The sequence below is a fragment of the Capnocytophaga granulosa ATCC 51502 genome (genome assembly GCF_000411115.1).
In the GTDB taxonomy this organism is placed as follows: Bacteria; Bacteroidota; Bacteroidia; order Flavobacteriales; family Flavobacteriaceae; genus Capnocytophaga; species Capnocytophaga granulosa.
Genome location: NZ_KE150253.1, coordinates 313,169 through 333,433 on the forward strand (window position 1 = coordinate 313,169; position 20,265 = coordinate 333,433).

A 20,265-nucleotide genomic window follows, 5' to 3' on the forward strand; every position below is an offset into this window, starting at 1 on the left:
GGTTGTTGTTTTTAGAAATTAGCTCTTACTCCTAAGGTAAAGGTAGAAAGTGGCGCATATTGGTAACGATTGGAACTTCCTACTTCTGAAGCGGTTGGGTTAAACCCTTTGCGGTGAGTAAGTATCCAAAGATTATCTCCTGAAAGGGTAAAAGTCAATGAGGTGAAACCTACACTCTCACATACTTCCTTGGGCAAGTCGTAGCCTAAGGTGATGTTGTTCAAGGCCAAATAGTCGGATTTGGTCAAGAAGCGAGTAGAGGTAGAATTGACATTCTGCTCATTGGCATTAAAGCCAGAGGAGAGGCGAGGTACATCGGTCTGGTCGCCAGGGCGTTGCCAACGATTACGCACATCGGCATGCCACATATTGCCCCCTATCTTTCGGTTGGTCATCATATTGGCATAGATATTGTCATAAGAGTAACCTCCTAATCCGTAGAGCCACTGGGTAGTAAAAGAGAAGCCTTTGTAAGCTGCCTTTAGGGTGATGGCTCCACGTACATCGGGTATAGCTGATTTGCCTACAAACATCTGGGTAGCCTTGGTATAGGTTTCGGTGAGGGTCTGTTGTACCGCTGCACCAGGGTTCGCTGCCTCGAACTCATACAAAGAAGTGATTTCTTCTCCGTTGTCATACCGCTGGTTATTATTGCGATCTTGATAGTACATAGTATATTGAGCAGCCCCTGTGTTTGGATTTACCCCTCTATACTCACGCATATAGAAATCATAGATAGAGTGGTCTTTGGCACGTGCATATCCTCCTATGTTATCCAACACCTTGGGTTTCTGAGTGGTATTGTCTATAGGCATACGGGTAAGCTTGTTGGAGAGTACCTCTCCGTTAAGAGATAGATCCAACTTGAAATCTTCCTGATTCACCACATGACCTGTCACACTGAACTCCAATCCGCTGTTGGTCAAGAGTCCATCATTGACTGTATAGACGTTGTTTCCTGAAGAAGGCGCCAAGGTGCTGGCAAAGATCAGGTTGTCGGTAGTCTTGTGATAGTAATCCAATTGTACATCTATCGCTCTGCTTTCAAGTAAGGTAAATTCGGTACCTACTTGGAATATTTTGGACTTTTCCCAAGTAAGGTCAGGGTAACCTATACGATAGAAGGTAGCAGCAGGCAGGTTCATAAAGTTGTCTATATCATACACATCATAGCCTGAATAATAACCTATATTTTGGTCGCCCACAGTACCATAGCTGGCCTTGAGCTTAAGGTAAGGCAAGTATTTCTTGTTCTCCAAGAATTTCTCACGGCTCACTACCCAGCCTATACCTGCGGAGGCGAAGTTACCCCATTTCTCATTAAGGAAACGAGAAGAACCATCACGACGCAAAGAGGCAGAAAGCAAGTAGCGGCTGTCATAGTCATACATCACCTGACCGAAATAACTCTCCAAGCGGTAGCTATTGGTATAGGAGTTAAGACCTGCGAGCTTGATAGCACTATTAAGCTCATTGCTCTTAGGATCTACCAATCCGCTCTTGTTACCATACATAAAGGTCTTGTCATAGGTAGTGCTTTCATGAGCTACGAAAGCCTGCACATTGTGATTGCCAAAGGATTGATTATAGCGCAAGAGTTGTAGGAAGGTATAGTTCAAGAGTTCTTGTTTGTGCTTGGTGATACGTCCTTTCTCGCCTTGTTCTGCACCATAGTAAGGGTTGATTACATTGTCTATACTCTTATTATAGTATTGTCCTCCCAAGCGGGTCTCGAAGGAAAGTTCTTTGAGGAAATCCACCTTGAAGAACACATTGGCATTAAGCTCATTACGTGTTCTATCCTTTCTATCAAGCATCCCTTGAGCGATGGCGTTGGTTGTTCCAGAGAAACCACGTCCGTTCCCAAAATCATATTGGTAATTACCAGGGAAGTACTTATCGGGTACCTTGTTTCCTTGAGCATCGCGCAAGAACAAGGGGTAGATAGGCGGCATGTTGTCCGTTACCCAGAAGAGGTTATCCACGTCTTCGGTTTGTCCGTTTTCTCTACTCTTGGAGTGAGCATAACCTAAGTTAAATTCGCCTTTAAGCCAAGGTTTGGCCTGGTGAGAGACATTTACACGGCCTGAATAACGCTTGAAATTGGTATTGATAGCATACCCCACATCGTCCAAGTAACCCAAGCTGGTGTAGTAAGTAGTCTTATCGTTTCCACCGCTTATATTAAGGTTGTATTCGGTACGTACAGATGCCTGATAAGCATAGTCTGCCCAGTTTTCAGGGCTGTACTTACGAGTAACCCCAGGGCGCATTTTGCCTGTGGAAGGGTCTATCAGCTCTGTAGCATCGCCATTCCACATATTGTATTTGGTAGCAAAGCCAAGACGGCCAAAAAGGTTTTTATTGGCATAGTCCTCCACGCTGGAATAAGTAGCATTGAAGCCTGATGGATTTCTTTGTTGTTCCAAGACCCCGCGCTGGCGCATAGCACTCCAGCCTATTTCGGCGTATTCCTCTGGGCTGCTGATTACCTGATAGCGAGGTAACAAGCGAGAGTTAAAACCTATCTTGGATTCTACTTGTATGTTGGACTGATTGGCACGACCTTTCTTGGTAGTGATCAGTACCACCCCATTGGCGCCACGTGAACCATATACTGAGGTAGAAGTCGCATCCTTGAGCACTGTCATCGATTCAATATCATCTGGATTAATGGAAGAGAGGTTACCATCAAAAGGCACTCCGTCAAGCACATAGAGTGGACTGCGGTTTCCATTGACCGAACCAAAGCCACGTACACGCACTGTAGCCGAAGAACCAGGTTGGCCAGAGGTGTTGATCACACGCACCCCAGCGGCTTCCCCAGCCAATGCCTGGGATACATCGGAGACACTCTTACGCTTGAGGGACTCCTTATCCACAGAGGAGGCAGAACCTACATACTGGTCTTTCTTCACGGTCGCATAGCCCACCATTTCGAACTCATCCAAGTCCTGAGACTCTATTTCCAAGACTACATCAATACGCTTGGAAGAGCCTACTTTGACTACCTTAGTTTTCATCCCTAAGAAACTAATCTCTAAGTTCTTCCCTGGGGCTACCTTAATGGTAAATTTACCATCTATATCGGTTCCGGTACTCTTACCGCCCCCTTCTACCATTACGGCCGCTCCAAAGAGTGGCTCTCCACTAGCGTCCTTGACGCTGCCCGATACCTCCCGCTCCTGTGCGAGCGAAAAGCTCTGCATTGTTATCACCAACAACAATGCATACAAAAGTCTGTTTAATCTCATCAGATATTGTTTTAAGAAATACAAGGGCAAAAGTAGTAAAAAAAATATAACCTGCAAAACGAAAAATTTATTTTTGCGGGTTAAAAGCTGTTTTTATTTCATTAAACAAAGATATATTTTTAAATAAAAATCATTATATAGTGTCTTTTATTAATTATATTTCAATTTCATTTTTTATAGATGCTGATAGTCAGGAAATTAGTTTCTTTTAAAATAAAGATATTGCAATATTTTTTTAAATTGATATTTTTTTGGCAGCATTATATATTTAACATTCGCTTATTTCTATTTAACTTTGAAAATGTTTATATGTATTTAATAAAATAACGTGAGTTCGACGTAAGCAAAATTATATTTTTCTCCCACAGATTCCACGGATTTTCACGGAGAGAATGATACAACAACTAAGTATAACTCCTTAATTTCCACGGATAAATAAGGCCAAAGGCCTTATAAAAATCTGTGTAAATCGCAACAGCACAATTACACAAACATAGAAAATCTGTAAAATCCGTGAAAATCTGTGGGAGCTTTTGTTATATCGAACTCACATTAAAATAAAAAAAGACTGCTCTTTGGGCAGTCTTTTCGTCATTATTAAACAAAGTACATATATATCCAGCGTTATTTGGCCACGATCATATTCTTAGGATCTAGGATTTCGTCCAATTTTTCTTTAGAAAGCAAGCCATGATCAAGTACTAAGTCGTATACTGCTTTGCCTGTTTGTAGCGCTTCTTTGGCTATCTTAGTACTATTCTTGTAACCGATATGTGGGTTAAGTGCTGTTACGATACCGATGCTATTCTTTACCATATTGAGGCAAACTTCGCGGTTAGCAGTAATACCCACCACGCACTTATCTTTGAGCGTATCAGCCGCATTTTGGAAGAGGGTGATGGATTCCATGATAGCCTGGCAGATTACAGGTTCCATCACGTTGAGTTCCAACTGACCAGCTTCAGCAGCAAAGGTTACAGTAAGGTCGTTACCAATTACCTTGAAACAAACCTGATTAACCACTTCAGGGATTACAGGATTCACCTTTCCTGGCATGATAGAAGAACCTGGCTGCATAGCAGGAAGATTGATTTCGCTCAAGCCTGCACGAGGACCAGAGGCCAAAAGGCGTAAGTCATTACAGATCTTAGAGAGCTTCACAGCGAATTTCTTCAAGCCTGAGGAGTAGAAGACATAAGCACTCGTATCGGGTGTTGCCTCTACCAAGTCGTGAGAAAGAACAAATGCCTCTCCAGTGGCTTTAGCTAAGTTCTCTGTACATAGCTTAGCGTAACCATGAGGGGCATTGAGTCCTGTACCGATGGCGGTACCACCCATATTGATTTCAAGTAGTGAATTGGCGGTTTTGTTCAAGGTAGCGATTTCTGCCTCAAGGCTCACTGCATAGGCTTCGAACTCTTGACCTAGGGTCATAGGCACCGCATCTTGGAGCTGGGTACGTCCCATTTTAATTACATCAGCGAACTCTTTTCCTTTCTTACGGAAAGCATCGGCTAAGGCTTGTACATGCTTTACGAGCTTTTTATTCATATTGAATACAGCGAGCTTAATGGCAGTAGGATAAGAGTCATTGGTAGATTGTGAGCCATTGACATGGTCATTGGGGTAGCAGTGTACATAATCCCCTTTTTCATAACCCAAGATTTCCAAAGCACGGTTGGCGATTACCTCATTGGTATTCATATTCACTGAAGTACCCGCTCCTCCTTGGAACATATCCACAGGAAATTGGTCATGGAACTTTCCGTCAATCACCTCATGGGCAGCCTTTTCTATAGCAGCACCGATTTCTTTAGGGATTACCCCAAGGGCAGCATTGGCTTGAGCAGCAGCTAATTTTACAAACGCAAAAGCACGAATGAACTCTGGATAGTCACTCATCTTGCTGTTAGAAATGTGGAAGTTCTCTAAGGCACGTTGTGTTTGTACCCCATAGTAAGCCTCTTTAGGTACTTGCAATTCCCCTAAAAGGTCAGATTCTATTCTAAACTCTTTCATATATAATGTATTTATACTATCTAAAAAAGTGGTGCTAAGTTACGTTTTTTTTCTTATACAACCATACTTTTTTCCTTATTTTTTTGTACCTTTGCCCAATTATAGAATACAAACAAATCCGTTTTTATGGTTGCTTATTTTCCCTTCCTTCTGTTACTCCTTATCACTATTGTCGGCCTTACTATGCTGGCCAATCGGCTTAGAATAGCCTACCCCATCTTATTGGTCTTCGGAGGCTTAGGCTTGAGCCTTATGCCTAAGCTACCGCATATAGCGATAGATCCCAACTGGGTACTACTGATTTTCTTGCCCCCACTACTCTATGCTGACTCATGGGCATTGTCGCTCAAGGAACTATGGAAATGGAGACGTATTATCTTCAGCTTTGCTTTCATCGTAGTCTTTATCACCTCTGCAACAGTGGCTTGGGTGGCCAATATGGTACTGCCTGGGTTTTCCTTGGCCTTGGGTTTTCTCTTTGGTGGAGTGGTAGGATCTACCGACGTGGTGAGTGTCTTGGCTATTCTGAAATTTGTCAAGGTACCTCACCGCCTTTCTACTATCTTGGAGAACGAGAGTCTGCTCAACGATGCTTCTTCGCTTATTGTCTTTCGCTTTGCTGCTTTGGTGGTTACCACAGGACAGTTTGTTTGGTATCAAATGGCTGGCAGTTTTCTATGGGTAGTCATAGGAGGTGTAGCGATAGGCTTGGCTGTGGCTTATCTGATACGCTTGGTTCATAAGGTCTTTCCTACCGATGCTAATATGGATATTATTCTGACATTCATTTCCCCTTACATAATTTATATGATAGCCAATGCTTTGGAAGCTTCAGGGGTTTTGGCCGTAGTAGCAGGGGGTGCCTACCTAAGCCATTTCCGCTATGAGATATTCCCTGCCGCTACTCTCAACAAGGCTATGGCGGTATGGGATAATATCGTGTTTATTCTCAACGGTTTGGCGTTCTCCCTCATTGGGCTAAGTCTGCCTGAAATTCTCTCAAGCATTGAGCAGGGAGGCATGGAACTGACTACCGCTACCTATTATGGGCTACTTATGGCAGGGGTCATCATAGGAGTACGTATCCTCTGTGCTTATGGGGCTGTACTCATCACTCAAATCATGAAGCGCTTTATCCCTGTAGCCGATGGACGTAGGTATAACAATGTACGTATTCCACTGATTCTCGGCTGGGCGGGTATGCGAGGGGTGCTCTCCTTGGCGGTGGCGCTGTCCATACCACTGACCTTGGACGACGGCAGTCCTTTTCCCCATCGCCATCTGATTCTCTATATGACTTTTATTGTTATCTTGGTCACCTTGGTTGTGCAGGGACTTACCCTTCCTTTCCTCATCAAGCGGGTTACTTTTCCCAACTATGACGACCATATCCCAGAGGCCGAAGCAGAGACTTATGTTCGCAAGGAACTGGCACGAGTGGCCTTAGCATATATGGACACCCATTATAAGGATGAGACCAACAGCTTCCTGCTGCAAAACCAAAAAGACATCTGGCAGTTTCAGCTCGACACTCCCCAGTGTAGTATCACCCCTGAAGTGCGGGAGAAATACATCGCTATCTTACACTGCCAGCGGGAGTACCTACAGCAGCTCAATCGCAACCCACGCCTAAACGAACAGCTCCTGCGCTCCTTTGAAAGGCAGATAGACTTAGAAGAAGAGAAATGGGAGAACCAAACGAATTAGCAGATTAGCCAATGTGCTAATTGATAAATTATTTATACCCGAAAAGGTATAATCTAATTTGCTAATTATGAGTATCGCTTCTTTTGTAAAGCAAAGGCGCAAGCAGTTACGCCTTACGCAGCCTGAATTGGCCATGCGAGCGGGCGTTGGATTGCGCTTTGTACGCGAATTGGAGCAGGGTAAAAGCACCTTGCGTTTAGATAAAGTAAATCAAGTATTGGCTCTCTTCGGTGCCGAAGTAGGGGTCATAAGTATTATTGAGGAATGAAACAAGCAGTAAGCGTTACCTACTTGGCGACAGTGGATTGAGCGTAGTTTTCTTTCTAATGAAATGAAAGAACAATACGCCCATTTGTTGATTTCCAAATTTACTAATCTACTAATTGATTTAAAAAACTAATAACCATGTATAACTTTAACGAACTTGACAACCTTACTAATCGCCTTATAGGCGAGGAAATACGAACGTATGACCTGCCTTATATGGAGTATAACCATCATTATTCTTTTCACCGCAAGCTACTCTACGCCATCTTAAAGTTAGCCCCTGAGCAATTTGCCCAAATACGCAAGGCAGTACAAGGCAAACTTTGTGACACATTGAAAAAGGAATCGTTTAAATGATAATTAAAAACAATCAAAATGATTAGAAAAATAATTTATCTTTTCTTCCTTATAGGAATACTTGTCTCTTGTGATTTTATTAATAATCAAAGTAGTAACAATCAAAATAAACAAGAGGATGAATTGGACTGTGAAGAAATCATATCAAAAATCGTACAATCAAGCTCTTTAGATTGGCAACATTACCCTGAAGCTTTCACAAGAATAGATCGCATTGAGCGAGATAGTATATTTATCAAAGTGTTTTTTGATATGGATATCACTGATGAGCATGAACCCAATACCAAACAAGTCGTTGAAAATACCATTGCTTGGTTATTACTTTGTGTGAAAGAAAAAAAATTGTACGATATAACTCTCGATATAGAGAATCCTACAGCTTTAAGTTTTGATAAAAAATTACTTGATGTAGATAATATAGAAAAAATATGTGTGGGAAGAGAGGAAAGTAGTGAAATAAAAAGTATATCAGAAACGGAAAGCACTAACGATGTTGACATAAAGAAAAATCTTGTAGATAAAAGATATCACGGAGAATGGCAATGTTTTAAATATATTAGAGATAATGGAATTGAAACATTTAGTGAAAAATATGCTAATCAATTTTCTCGTTTTGCACAATTTTACCTAAAAAAAGATTCTTTGATAGCTCCTAACGTATGTTCTAAATATGTTTTTCAGTACAAATTCCCCACAAAATTAAAACAACCTAATGAGGAAAGTAGCTACACAATATTCTTAAAACCTCAACAGGATAGCATTAGTTTTATCAAAGGAATTGAAGATGAAGGGGAGTGTGATAATATTTTTGATAGATTGTATTTAAACGATACAACTATTATCTTCCGTGACAGAGGTTATTTTTTCTATTTTAAAAAGAAATACAAAGATGATTCTGCAAGTAAAAACTTTCATATAGTAGGAATACCTGGCGATGATAGAAATTATTGGAAAGTACAAGGCGAATATAACTTTAGCAACCTCCAACAGGCATATAATTCCTTCCTAACTGATTTCCCTTACGGATCTGAAAACTTATTGCAAAAAATACCTCTAAAAAGTTTCTATGATAACAACTACTATATAAATTACATAGTACAGAAAAATAGTATTACAATTGAAAAGGAAGTCCCCTTAGGTATAGTTTCAATCTGCTTTAAAAAGAAGAATAATGTATGTGTTTTGTCCTATGAAATAAAGTATCCAGTGGAGTAATCACTCATTTTTTATAGTAAGGGCGTCTTTACTTTTTCAATCAGATTTTGATAAATTTATTCAATAACATTATGACCTCAGACGAATTTGCAAAGAATTTTTATACTGAACTGATGTCAAAATAATACAAACTATCTACTTGCGCTTCTGACAGATAGAGTTCTATATGATTCTGTCTAAGTGTATTATCCGTAATAGGCTGTCCTAGAAGAGTTTCTAATTCTTCTCTCTTCATATCAAATAGGTGCAGGTCATCTATATACTCAAGGGCTATATTCTTGTTATCTCCCTGCTCAGAGAGTTCCTCTATCATAATATAGTGGAGCTTTCTATTTTCTTTAAAGCAGAACTCTATCTTGTATTTCGATGAATATATAGCGTATAAAATACTACTTCCCGTTGCAAAAGAATCATCTGAGAGATTCCTGACAATAATCAATATCCCTTAATTCCTTATCTAGGGTATGATTGAAAAAATCACTTGTTTTTATTTGATACATAATCGAAGATTAGTATATACTACAAAGCTACAAATATACAAAATTAATCATTATTTTTTGTATATTTGCCGCACTAAATAGCCCATTTTTGAACCTAAAAATATTCATTACCCCACACCTTTTGGAAAAACGCCAAAAAACGTTTGGCAGTACCCTCAGAACCGCCCTCCTATTCCCTTTAGCCATCGTGGGCGACTTCTGCTTGTGTATAGCTGTTTCGGCTGCTCTTGTGGTTGTCCATTTTACCGAAAAATAAGAAATTAATTTTATGAATATAAGTTATAAACACCTTTTTTTACCTATCCTTTTACTCTGTATAGGTTGTGCATCTTCCAAGAAAATAAAAGCTCCTGATGACTATTGTGTCCCTCCGCCCTATACAGTGACAAAGGAGAAAGAAGCTCCTATAGTAATTGATGAAGCAAAGCTTGCGTTGGGCAAAAAACTTTTTGAAGGGAAACTATCCTCCAGAAATATCCTGATCGCTTATGCCTCCGATACCGATGAGGCTTTATTATCATTAATCGCTTTGGCCGATGATTCTTCTGAGCAAGCACAACTAAAGCGCAATACCTTACAAATAGAAATCCATAGCAAGATTAACGCTATTTTCTCACAGATGAATTCGGTAACTGCGGAACTGGATTGTGAAGAAGAGCGTATAGACCAAATAGCTACCACGCTAAGTGACATCAACGACAAGAATGTTACCCGCCTTACGGTAGCCTCCATACTTGTGGGAGCGGCCTCCGCCGTGGCGGGCGCTTATATAGCCGATGATGGTTGGAATAAGGGAGTTGCTGTAGGTAGCGGGATACTCGGTGCGGGCTTGAGCTTCCTTACGCTTAATCCCAAAGGGAAAAAGATAATACTACAACACCCTCGCAATCTGTTGCGTTGTTTTATGACCGAGAAAAATGATATTGAATTTCCGCCCTTTGTGTGGTATATGATTAATGAACCTCGTTTTACCAATTCAGGAGAAAGCTCTGTTTTGCGAAACACACAAAAGAGATGGATCAAACATCTTTTTGACAATGACAAAGAAAAGGCACTAAAAGCAGTTGTTTTTAGCGATGGAGGCGTCTATAATGCGGGTGATTTGCATACCCGTGCCGAGATGTTTGACCAAATGCAATCAGTGATACATTCGCTCAATCAAAATCTCAACTTCTTTATCCAAGAGGTCAATATGCTTATGCTGAAAAAATAAAATCGGAATCTAATGAAAAAACTCCTTTTACTGCTATGTATGTGGATAGCCCTGCCTGCTGTAGCCCAAACCTCTGACAGCAGAATCCCCGTCATAGATGCAAGTTACCTCAAGCAAGGCAGTAGCTATGGACAGTTGGGGCTACATTTCAGCTGTTATGATAGCGAAAGATTTGTACTATTGGCAGGGCTTGCGGGCAACTTCCGTTCGGAAGACAAAAAACTCATCGCTATTGCTGAAGCTCAAGTTTCCGCTTGGATCAGAGCTGATGAGTCTCACGGAGGTTTAATAGATATTCCTGTGCTTATGTTGCGCCCTCAGTTGAATTTTTCCCCCTATTACTTTGCCCCTGAAGCAGGTATTCAAATTCTTATTTTCTATGTAAAAGCAGGATATGCATTCCCGTGGGGTAAAATAAGCGAAAACTATCCTTTTGAGACAGGCAAATTCCGCTTCTCGGCAGGGGTTTCAATACCATTAAAAATATAAAAACAGAAAATAATATGAAAAATTTCTTTTTCTCCGTAGCCCTTGTGAGCACAATGCTCGGTTTTGGGCAGGCCTCAGGAAACCTCAATTACCAAAACAGAAGCCGAAATAGCATCAGTAACAGCGACTTCTCGGTTGATTTCCCCTCCAATTATGATATGGTAGTCTCAGCCAAGGGACTGGCCAATATCAAGGCCGATGCCTTTGTGGCTATCTTTAGCATAACACAGACAGGAAAGACCGCCGAAGAGGCTACCTCCCTGATGAGTCAGCGCCTTTCCCCTGTGCTCTCTGCCCTAAAGGCTAAGAACATGGAGGCTTTTGTGGATATGATCTCCTTTGTTCCTATGTACGAATTTGAGACCGAGAAGAAAGTATTTAGCAAACGTACCTACAATGAAGTGCCTACAGGCTTCGAACTCAAGCAGAACCTGCATATCAAGCTCCATGAGGCTACTCGTCTCAATGAGCTAATTACCCTCTTGGCCAATAGTGAGATCTATGACCTTGTGCGTATGGACTACTACAGTACTGAGTTAGAGACCATAAAGAAGGAACTTAAAGAGAAGGTCAAAGCCGCTTTTGCTGAAAAACAAAAACTCTATGAGGCGACCCTAGGTGAGAGCTTTGCCGCTGCTGAAAAGAAGATAACCGATGGCTTTTCCTTGACCTCACCATCAGAGCTATATAACACCTACGAGGCCTATAGCAGTACCCCTATACCGAGCAAGCGTGCAGGCAATGTCATGCAAGCCAGCAAGTCTGTTACCCAGTATTACCAACCTATTGCTAACCGAGATTTTGATGTGGTACTCAATCCTATTATCGTAGAGCCGATGATACAAGTGGTCTATGAGATGAAAATGAGTGTCAATCACCCTGATAAATATAAGGCCAAAGAGGCACTATTGCTAACCCCTGCTGGCGAACTCAAGAAGATAAACCTGCCTTAGCTTTTTTCTACTAATATAAATCCTATGAGAGAACAAGCAATAAAACTTTACGAACAAGCCCAAGCGGATTATCCAAAGTTGAAAGCCCAAATAGAGGCGCAGGTAGTGCGTTGGTTTTGGGCAGCAGGAGGCGTAGGACTCTTCTCCTTAGAGCCTTTTTATTTCGAGCAAAATCGCTTTCCCAAGAGTAAAATCCTTAAAGAAGCTCCCGAAAATGCAGAGGATAAATATCAATATGGCTTGAATGCCAATGATGAGATTATCGTGGAACGCAGTTATACAGAGTTTAAAGGACAGTGTTATGAAACTTTCTACTTCCGAGAAGACAGCCAAATTATCAGTTATCATTTTGAGTATTTTAAGGAAAAAAAATGTATCAACACAAAGATATTTGTCTATAAAAATGGGCTATTGCAGGCCATCTATGCAGCTTTTAAAGGCAATAAATGGTCACAGAAGACAATGTTCTATGAAAATGATAAACTTATAAGCTGTGATTGGATAGGGAAAGATGATAATTCGGCTGAAAAAGGCTTTGAACGTGGTTTTGTTTATACTTATGATATGCTGGGTGAACTCAATAGTATTACAGGGAAAGATGGGGGTGTATGGTATCAGAAGAAAGATAAGAAAGTGAGTTATAAAAAGCTCTCGGAGCGTGTAGCCGAGCGCTTCTATGCGTTGTTAATTCCTGCAATCAAAGCCTATCCTATCCCAGAGCCTTTGTATTGTCTGAATATAGCCTTTGATTACCAATATATAATGCCCCCAACAATAGGTTTTGGCACAGAAAGCGAAAGGCTCGAATGGAAGGAAAGCTATGGAAAAAGAGCCGATGGCTTACTTTGGAACACTGCCGACTATGCCCATACCGTAGAGATAGAAACAGACAATGAAGATACTGCCCTCTTTGACCTTTTCAACCAAGAAACCGAGATGCAAGAAAAGAGCAGTGCTGCCACAAAACTATTAGTCGCTTGTGCCAAACGCCTCAAAGAAGACTGGGTATCTCTTGGCATTCCTTCTACCGATGATTTTGTGGTAGTGGTAAGCGATATAGAAGATTCTTTTTTGAAGAAAGTATAATAAAAACACGCTTGTTTTGTCGCAAAAAAAGCGTATTTTTGCGACAAAATAATAGCTTATATCGTATGGAAAGTACTGATGATAAAATACTTAAAAGGTTATCAAAATGCGGGAAGGGAAATGTATTTTTCCCTAATGATTTTGTAGCCTTAGCTGAAATAAAAACCATACTCAAATCATTAGAACGGCTTACCCATATAGGCAAACTCATTCGTATAGCTCGCGGTATTTATTATTATCCTAAGTACGATAAAACTTTAGGTTTGGGGGTACTCTATCCTTCTTACGAACAAATCGCTCAAAGTATTGCCAAGCGTGATAAGATTCGTATTGCTCCTGCAGGTGCTTATGCGATGAATATACTGGGGCTAACCACACAAGTACCAATGAATATAGTGTTTATGACCGATGGTACTGCTCGCAAAATTCAGTTGTTTGACGGACATCAACTCTGCTTTAAACACACCACCCCTAAAAACCTTTCTTTTCAGAATAAAACAGCCCAACTAATAGTTTTTGCCTTGAAAGAGATAGGAGCACCGCATATTACACAAGAACATAATGAAGCACTAAGAAAAATACTCTTGAATATTCCAGAAAGTAAAATCTCTGTAGATTATAAACTGATGCCCTCTTGGATAAGAACCCTTATAAAACAGCTGTATGAATTACTTTAACCTCACACCAGAACAACAAAAAACGGTAATTACCCAAACTGCTGCACGTGTAGGACTCCCTATACAAGCTGTAGAAAAAGATTTATGGGTCACAACTCTTTTACAGCTTTTATTTACATTGCCTTTTGCAAGCCAACTCCTTTTCAAAGGAGGTACTTCTCTTAGTAAATCTTATGGGTTGATTCATCGTTTTTCAGAAGACATAGATTTAGTTATTGACAGAAATCACTTTGGTTATGAAGGAGATTTAACAAAAAAACAAATCAAACAACTTAGGAAGCAATCATCTTTGTTTGTTGAAAAAGAATTTACTATAGCACTCAAACAAGTTATAGAAAATTTTGGATTACAAAAGTTTTGTACTATCATCGCACAACCCAATGGTGAAGGAGACAACACCTATCCTGAACCCAGAAAAATAGAAGTCTTTTATCAGTCATTATTTAGCAGTATTGACTATCTACAACCAAAGGTTGTTTTAGAAGTGGGTACTCGTTCGCTTTTTGAACCAACAGAGCCTACACAAGTTAAGAGCTTAGTAACCTCTACTTTCCAACAAATTGAAACAGATATGGTTTCTGTGATTATTACAACAGCCTCTCCTGCTAAGACCTTTTTAGAAAAAGCCTTCCTATTACACGAATTATTCACAACTCACAAAGGGGATAAGGCAGAGAGAAAATCACGACACTTGTATGATTTAGAAAAAATGATGGACGAATCTTTTGCGATAGAAGCTATCAGTAACAATGAATTGTGGGAGACTATTGCACACCATAGAAAACTCTTTACAAGTGTTTTAGGAGTAGATTACACGCCTGATATACGAAAAAGAATACAATTAACACCTCCCGCTAATATAGTAGATATATGGGCAAAAGACTATCAAGAGATGCGAGAGTCAATGATATATAGAGATTCCTTGCCTTTTGATAAACTCTTAGAGAGAATACATATCTTAGAGAATAGATTTCATAATGTATAAAAAACAAAATTAGACAAAATGCCCCCTGAACTACAACTATTAGGCGAAGCTATTTTTAAGGCTACTCAAAAAGCATTTTTAAAACTCTTTGAAAACGGAGAGCATTATTACTATTGTGTGTTACTCACTACGGGTGAGGCTCTTCCTCCTTGTATTGCGGCGTGGTCAGAAGAAGCTTTAGAGCGATTCGTAAATGAAAATTCTATCCCCCAAGAGGAAATACCATACTACAAATACTCATTTGCCGATAGTCCTTATTATGCTTTTGGTTATGAGGAATATTTTCAGCAGGTAAAAACCTTGTTCTACGAGCGCCCTGAGATGGATTACAACGATGAGGAACAATGGGAGAAAGAATACAACTTCCGCTTTGCTGCTATGGTATATGCGATGAAAAAACTTGATGCTGCGGGTATTTTTTCCCTGAACCAACCACGAGAACAAGTGTATATCAACGTAGAACTAATGCCCTCCGACGATACCGATATAGAAAGAGCCTTGTCTTTCAACAAGCCTGAAGATATCAAAGAATGGCTTTCTATATTTAGCTAATTATTGAACATTATGAAAGCACTCATTATCGGCGCTACAGGTGCCACAGGAAAAGACTTAGTAACACAGCTTTTAGCCGACGATACTTACAGAGAGGTGCATTGCTTCGTACGCAAACCCTTAACCTTCACTCACCCCAAGCTACACGCTCATGTGGTTGATTTTGAGACTCCAGAGGCATGGGCTGACTTGCTTCGGGGTGAGGTAGCTTTCTCTTGCTTGGGTACTACCTTAGCCGTTGCTGGTAGCAAAGAAGCCCAATGGCGTGTGGATTACGACTATCAGTACAACTTTGCTAAGCACTGTCGCAACAATGGAGTATCTACCTTTGTACTCGTCTCGGCTGCAGGAGCTAAGGCACAGTCCAAGCTATTCTATAATCGTATGAAAGGACAGTTAGAAGACGCTATCAAAGCACTTGGTTTCGCTCGATTGCTTATTTTCCAACCCTCTGTATTAGTGCGTAAAGGGTCGGATAGAAAGGGAGAACAATTTGGACTGAAGATGATTGTTTTCCTCAACAAATTAGGTCTCTTCAAGCGTTACCGCCCTATGCCTACAGTGGTACTTGCCCAAAAAATATGGAAAGAAGTTGCTACAGCCGCTAAAGAGGTACATACTTTTACTCTTGATGAGATATTTCATTAATTGACATAGTGGCAAATTGACTTATTTTATCGAGTAAATTCCGTTTTTGGTATAGAAAAGTTTGACTTTTGGATTTGGTGATTCGTTTTTGACTACTTTTGTCCTGTAATACAAAAACAATCTCTCATGAAAAAGGTCATAACTCTTATAATGCTGTGTTTTGCAGCGAAGACCTTTGCACAAATCAGTGTTAAGACTGAGTATATTAGCAACTCCAAGTTCTACGATGCTGTAGCCAATACCAATACGGGCGATGGCTCGGCGATGATCTATTCAGTGGGGGCCTTGGTACCCCTCTCTATGCAAGCCCCTAAGGAAGACGATCCCTATCAGCGGCCTACTGTATGGGGTGTATCGCTCAATGGCACCTTTGTACAGATGGACAACCATAATTTCCCTATAGGGAAAGAACTCCCTTCTCAGGTGATGAACCTTGGGGTAAGCGCGCTCCACTTACGTCCGTTAAAGAAACGTTGGTCTATGCTTATGGCAGTGGGTGCAGGGAGCTATACCCCCGAAAACCGTCTCTCTTCTATCCATATAGGTGAAAATGTAGTGGCCAATGGGGCATTACTCTTTGTATGGCATTGGAGCGCAAACCTTGAGATAGGAGCAGGAGCCGCACTGAATAATACTTTTGGTTATCCTATGTTATTCCCAGCCCTTTATTTCAAATACAAAGGCGGTTTCTCTGACAAATTCACTATAGATGTCAGTCTGCTTGACGGAGGAAAAGTAGCTTTTGGGTATAACTACCATGAAAACCTCAGCTTAAAGTTAGTGGCCAATATAGGCGGGTATGCTGCTTACCTGAGGCGTAATGAACAAAAGGAAATGTTCTCTTCACAAACCTTCTTTGTAGGGGCAGAGCCTGAATTTAAAATAGGCAAACATGTGAGCATTCCCCTTACTATAGGAGGTAGTTTTATTCGTTCGGGACGGTATAGGGAGCGTACCCTTGCGGCTATGTTCCAGTCCGAAGCCAAGAATGAAGACGGTACTGCACGCTCCAGTGTATTCCTCCCTGCCTTGTATTTTGCCACAGGAATTACGATTAAATAAGAAGTTAGTATGGACGAAAATCCTTATATATTTCTAAAAAATAATCTCCTTTTACAGTTTCTCATTGCCGATAGATACCGTATTTATCGGCATATAACCGCTTGTGTATCATTGTTGCTATTCTTTCTAATTACCAAAGAATGGGGGGCATACGAGGGCGTTTTTGACCATCTGGATTGGATAGAGAGGTATTTGATTATTACAGTAGCTTTTTACCTAAATCTCTACGTGCTTATTCCTCACTTTTTGTTTAGAGGAAAACTGATGAGTTACACCTTTAGCCTTATAGGGATACTCTTTGTCTGTCAAGTGATTACCTACTACCTGAATGCTGTTATATGGAGAGCGTATATGATCAGTGAAGCCCTAAAAAAAGCAATGGATTTGCCCATTCCTACCTTGTTTCTTTTTTCATTATTGAGTTTGATACCTTTTATAATGCTCTCTACCCTTATCAAGATATTCCAAGTATGGGTAAAGAATAGCGAAAAAATGCAAGAACTGGAGCGACAAGCCACTGAAAGCGAACTACAAGCCCTCCGTAGCCAGATACAACCGCACTTTTTGTTCAATATGCTCAATAGTATCAATGTATTGGTGCATATAGATCCCGAGAAAGCCTCTTATACTCTCTCAAAACTATCCGATTTCTTAAGACATCTGCTCTACCAGTCACATGAGCAGCGGGTATTTCTCTCTTCGGAATTGCGTTTCCTCTCGGATTACCTTTCTTTGGAGGCCATGCGGCGAGATGATTTTACGTACGAACTTATCTATGACCAAAAGAATGTACAAGGCATACAAATCCCCCCTAATATGCTGCTTATTTTAGCCGAAAACGCCGTAAAACACAGTGCCGACGCCCTTGCCTCTACCTATATCTATATAAAATGTGAACAAAAAGAAGGGAGGTTGTACTTTTCTGTTCGAAATTCCGTACCTTTGCAACCCAATCCAAAACACAAATGTAGTGGCATAGGCTTGCCCAACCTAAGCCGCCGATTGGAACTGCTCTATGGGGAGCGTTTTAGTCTCTCACAAGAGCGTTTGCCCCAAGAATATATAGTAACCTTAGCTTTGCCCTTATGAATTGCTTGATAATAGACGATGAACCTTTGGCGCGTATAGGTATGGAGCGTCTCATCAGGCAATACAGCCATTTGAAGGTAGTAGGCACTTTCAGGAATGCGATAGGTGTTGCTGACTTTCTGAAAGATAATGAGGTAGATTTGCTTTTCTTGGATATAGAGATGCCTGGGGTGAACGGCTTGGAGCTGGCCAGAACCTTACCCGAACATACTTTGGTGATATTTACTACTGCCTATAGCCAATATGCCTTAGAGAGCTATGAGGTGGATGCCCTAGACTATTTGGTAAAGCCTATTACTCCCGAACGGTTTAAGAAAGCTGTCGCCAAAGCCGAGAGTTATCACCAACTACTTTCTCAGCAGAAAACTGACTTTGAAGCTACCGATACGCAGTACATCAGTATCCGTGCCAATAGGCGCAATTACCGTATCCCTCATAGCGATATCCTCTATATAGAAGCGCTAAAGGACTATGTGATTATCCACACTTTTACCGACCGCTACATCACGTGGATTAACCTCAAAAACATACATAGCCAACTCCCCGCGTCAGTATTTGTACGTGTCAATAAGAGCTATGTGGTGAACTTGCAGCACATCACTTCCTACACTCACCAGTTTGTGTATATAGGGGAAACAGAGATTCCTATAGGCAGAGCTTATGAGGTTATTGGCAAATTAGTAAATTGAATAATTGATAAATCAACATTATGTGGCTTGTTTACGCACTATTATCAGCTATATTTGCTGCCCTTACTTCTATTCTTGCCAAAATAGGGATTGAGGGCGTCAATTCTAATCTCGCTACTGCTATTAGAACCTTAGTGGTAGTTGCTCTGGCGTGGGTAATGGTTTTCATTACTCAGCAGGGCTGTGGTTTGGCAGAGATCAGCAAGAAGAGTTGGCTCTTTCTAATCCTCTCAGGACTTGCCACGGGGCTTTCGTGGTTATGCTATTACAAAGCCTTACAAATGGGAGTCACCTCTAAGGTAGTGGCGGTAGATAAGATTAGTATTGTTCTTACCTTTATTTTAGCTGTTTGCTTCTTACATGAAGCCTTTACCCTCAAATCGCTAATAGGTATCGCACTTATTGCCATTGGAACTTTAGTGATGGTGATATAAGCTATAGGCTCTCGCTGGCTTTGTGGGAGCTTTCGTCATATCGAACTCACATTACGAAAAAATAGAAAAACTCTTACAAATAAAGTAACAAGATGAAAAGAATATTCCTAATCCTTATTGTGATGATAAGTTGTCTCACAATGCAGGCACAAAACCAAGAAAAGATGAAAATACGATTAGCAGAAATTACCATAGAACCTCAGTACCGTGAGGAATACCTCAAAAAAGCAAAAAAAGTAGGAGCTATCTCGGTAGAGAAAGAAGAGGGAGTGATTTGTATCTTCCCGATGGTGATGCAAGAAGATCTTTCGCAAGTGCGTATTGTGGAGATTTACCGAGACGAAGCAGCCTACCAAGCACACTTACAGACGCCTCATTTCTTGGAGTATAAAAGCAGTACGCTTAAAATGGTAAAATCGCTTAAGCTGATAGAAATGGATGCCCTCACCCCCGAAGCAATGACTTATATCTTCAAAAAACAGTGAGCGAATGAGCAGCACATTTGTTAGTTGGCTGATTATTTACTACTTTTGCACTTGATAATCTTCTGACTTATGAGAGAACTTATTTATCTGATTTTATCTCTTGTAGCTGTCCCAGTTTTCGCCCAAGAAGAACAATGGGTACGCAGTAGTAGCTTAGGATTCAAGGGAGGTATAAACTTTGCTAACTTATCCATTAGAGGAGATGGCGAATATAATCCTACCCAAAGGCCTTATGCTGGATTCGTATATACAGATTATGTTTATAATTTCCTTGCAGCCAAGTTTGAACTTACCTATTCAGGACAGGGGGGCAAATACGAATATGCTGAAAAGAATATAGATGCGGTCTATTCGATTCCTTACCTATCATTGGGCTATGTGATGAGTTTTCGTTTCTTCCCTGCCACACGCTTAGACTGTGGAGGTTCCGTTGATTTTGTTTTAAGCAAAGACCGCCATATTCCTGATCAACAAATGATAGACCTAACGGGCTTTATGGGGCTGGAACTGCGAATTACAGAGCAACTTTCTTTGAAGAAAATATAATTATTAAGGTGTCAAAGTATTTTCATATATTTGCATTC

The 20,265-nt window shown here is 40.7% G+C and carries 21 protein-coding genes and 1 pseudogene; 19 read left to right on the forward strand and 3 right to left on the reverse strand.

Going from position 1 to position 20,265, the window contains the following annotated elements:
- Nucleotides 1–11: 11 nt before the first annotated feature.
- A complete protein-coding gene (locus HMPREF9331_RS06485) occupies nt 12–3,254 on the reverse strand; it encodes a SusC/RagA family TonB-linked outer membrane protein (RefSeq protein WP_016420200.1) in 3,243 nt (1,080 codons plus the stop codon).
- A 624-nt stretch (nt 3,255–3,878) separates the two neighbouring features.
- A complete protein-coding gene (aspA, locus tag HMPREF9331_RS06490; protein WP_016420201.1) occupies nt 3,879–5,273 on the reverse strand; it encodes an aspartate ammonia-lyase in 1,395 nt (464 codons plus the stop codon).
- A 126-nt stretch (nt 5,274–5,399) separates the two neighbouring features.
- Here aspA and HMPREF9331_RS06495 point away from each other — a divergent pair, with 126 nt between their 5' ends.
- The 4 genes from HMPREF9331_RS06495 to HMPREF9331_RS06510 all read left to right on the forward strand — a co-directional run bounded on the left by HMPREF9331_RS06495 (nt 5,400) and on the right by HMPREF9331_RS06510 (nt 8,819).
- On the forward strand, nt 5,400–6,980 hold the full coding sequence (locus tag HMPREF9331_RS06495; protein WP_016420202.1) for a Na+/H+ antiporter: 1,581 nt from the start codon (nt 5,400–5,402) through the stop codon (nt 6,978–6,980).
- A 67-nt stretch (nt 6,981–7,047) separates the two neighbouring features.
- Nucleotides 7,048–7,248, forward strand: coding sequence for a helix-turn-helix transcriptional regulator (locus HMPREF9331_RS06500; protein WP_016420203.1), 201 nt, complete (start codon nt 7,048–7,050; stop codon nt 7,246–7,248).
- A gap of 137 nt (nt 7,249–7,385) precedes the next feature.
- Entirely contained in the window at nt 7,386–7,604 is a 219-nt protein-coding gene (locus HMPREF9331_RS06505; RefSeq protein WP_016420204.1) for a hypothetical protein, read from the forward strand.
- A gap of 18 nt (nt 7,605–7,622) precedes the next feature.
- Nucleotides 7,623–8,819, forward strand: a complete 1,197-nt coding sequence (locus HMPREF9331_RS06510; protein ID WP_016420205.1) for a hypothetical protein — start codon at nt 7,623–7,625, stop codon at nt 8,817–8,819.
- Between the two features lie 100 nt (nt 8,820–8,919).
- On the opposite strand, the gene HMPREF9331_RS13315 is transcribed toward HMPREF9331_RS06510, so the two are convergent.
- Complete coding sequence (locus HMPREF9331_RS13315) at nt 8,920–9,132, reverse strand: hypothetical protein (RefSeq protein ID WP_016420206.1); 213 nt, start codon at nt 9,130–9,132, stop codon at nt 8,920–8,922.
- Between the two features lie 275 nt (nt 9,133–9,407).
- On the opposite strand from HMPREF9331_RS13315, the gene HMPREF9331_RS13115 reads away from it, so the two are divergent.
- From HMPREF9331_RS13115 to HMPREF9331_RS06585, 15 genes and pseudogenes are all read left to right on the forward strand, one after another.
- The gene (locus HMPREF9331_RS13115) at nt 9,408–9,575 is read left to right on the forward strand and encodes a hypothetical protein (RefSeq protein ID WP_169450070.1); all 168 of its coding nucleotides are present in this window, start codon (nt 9,408–9,410) and stop codon (nt 9,573–9,575) included.
- Between the two features lie 12 nt (nt 9,576–9,587).
- Nucleotides 9,588–10,532: a hypothetical protein gene (locus HMPREF9331_RS06520; RefSeq protein WP_016420207.1), complete on the forward strand. Its 945-nt coding sequence runs from the start codon at nt 9,588–9,590 to the stop codon at nt 10,530–10,532.
- A gap of 12 nt (nt 10,533–10,544) precedes the next feature.
- Nucleotides 10,545–11,021 carry a hypothetical protein gene (locus HMPREF9331_RS06525; protein WP_016420208.1) on the forward strand — a complete coding sequence of 159 codons (477 nt, stop codon included), beginning with the start codon at nt 10,545–10,547 and terminating at the stop codon, nt 11,019–11,021.
- Between the two features lie 14 nt (nt 11,022–11,035).
- Complete coding sequence (locus HMPREF9331_RS06530; protein WP_016420209.1) at nt 11,036–11,974, forward strand: SIMPL domain-containing protein; 939 nt, start codon at nt 11,036–11,038, stop codon at nt 11,972–11,974.
- 24 nt (nt 11,975–11,998) lie between these two features.
- Nucleotides 11,999–13,060 (forward strand): hypothetical protein, encoded by a 1,062-nt coding sequence (locus HMPREF9331_RS06535; protein WP_016420210.1) that lies wholly within the window; start codon nt 11,999–12,001, stop codon nt 13,058–13,060.
- A 65-nt stretch (nt 13,061–13,125) separates the two neighbouring features.
- Nucleotides 13,126–13,737, forward strand: coding sequence for a DUF6088 family protein (locus tag HMPREF9331_RS06540; protein ID WP_016420211.1), 612 nt, complete (start codon nt 13,126–13,128; stop codon nt 13,735–13,737).
- Nucleotides 13,724–14,722, forward strand: coding sequence for a nucleotidyl transferase AbiEii/AbiGii toxin family protein (locus HMPREF9331_RS06545; RefSeq protein ID WP_016420212.1), 999 nt, complete (start codon nt 13,724–13,726; stop codon nt 14,720–14,722). Before HMPREF9331_RS06540 ends, HMPREF9331_RS06545 begins: the two co-directional genes overlap by 14 nt.
- Before the next feature lie 18 nt (nt 14,723–14,740).
- Nucleotides 14,741–15,274, forward strand: coding sequence for a DUF4303 domain-containing protein (locus HMPREF9331_RS06550; protein ID WP_016420213.1), 534 nt, complete (start codon nt 14,741–14,743; stop codon nt 15,272–15,274).
- 12 nt (nt 15,275–15,286) lie between these two features.
- Entirely contained in the window at nt 15,287–15,922 is a 636-nt protein-coding gene (locus HMPREF9331_RS06555) for an NAD(P)H-binding protein (protein ID WP_016420214.1), read from the forward strand.
- A 126-nt stretch (nt 15,923–16,048) separates the two neighbouring features.
- Nucleotides 16,049–16,984, forward strand: coding sequence for a DUF6268 family outer membrane beta-barrel protein (locus HMPREF9331_RS06560; protein ID WP_016420215.1), 936 nt, complete (start codon nt 16,049–16,051; stop codon nt 16,982–16,984).
- A 9-nt stretch (nt 16,985–16,993) separates the two neighbouring features.
- Nucleotides 16,994–18,073, forward strand: a complete 1,080-nt coding sequence (locus tag HMPREF9331_RS06565) for a sensor histidine kinase (protein ID WP_016420216.1) — start codon at nt 16,994–16,996, stop codon at nt 18,071–18,073.
- Entirely contained in the window at nt 18,070–18,762 is a 693-nt protein-coding gene (locus tag HMPREF9331_RS06570; protein ID WP_016420217.1) for a LytR/AlgR family response regulator transcription factor, read from the forward strand. Before HMPREF9331_RS06565 ends, HMPREF9331_RS06570 begins: the two co-directional genes overlap by 4 nt.
- Nucleotides 18,763–18,782: 20 nt before the next feature.
- The gene (locus HMPREF9331_RS06575; RefSeq protein WP_016420218.1) at nt 18,783–19,196 is read left to right on the forward strand and encodes an EamA family transporter; all 414 of its coding nucleotides are present in this window, start codon (nt 18,783–18,785) and stop codon (nt 19,194–19,196) included.
- Between the two features lie 92 nt (nt 19,197–19,288).
- A complete protein-coding gene (locus HMPREF9331_RS06580; protein ID WP_234945855.1) occupies nt 19,289–19,681 on the forward strand; it encodes a putative quinol monooxygenase in 393 nt (130 codons plus the stop codon).
- A gap of 69 nt (nt 19,682–19,750) precedes the next feature.
- A pseudogene (locus tag HMPREF9331_RS06585) lies at nt 19,751–20,218 on the forward strand (hypothetical protein); the annotation flags it as partial.
- Between the last annotated feature and the right edge of the window lie 47 nt (nt 20,219–20,265).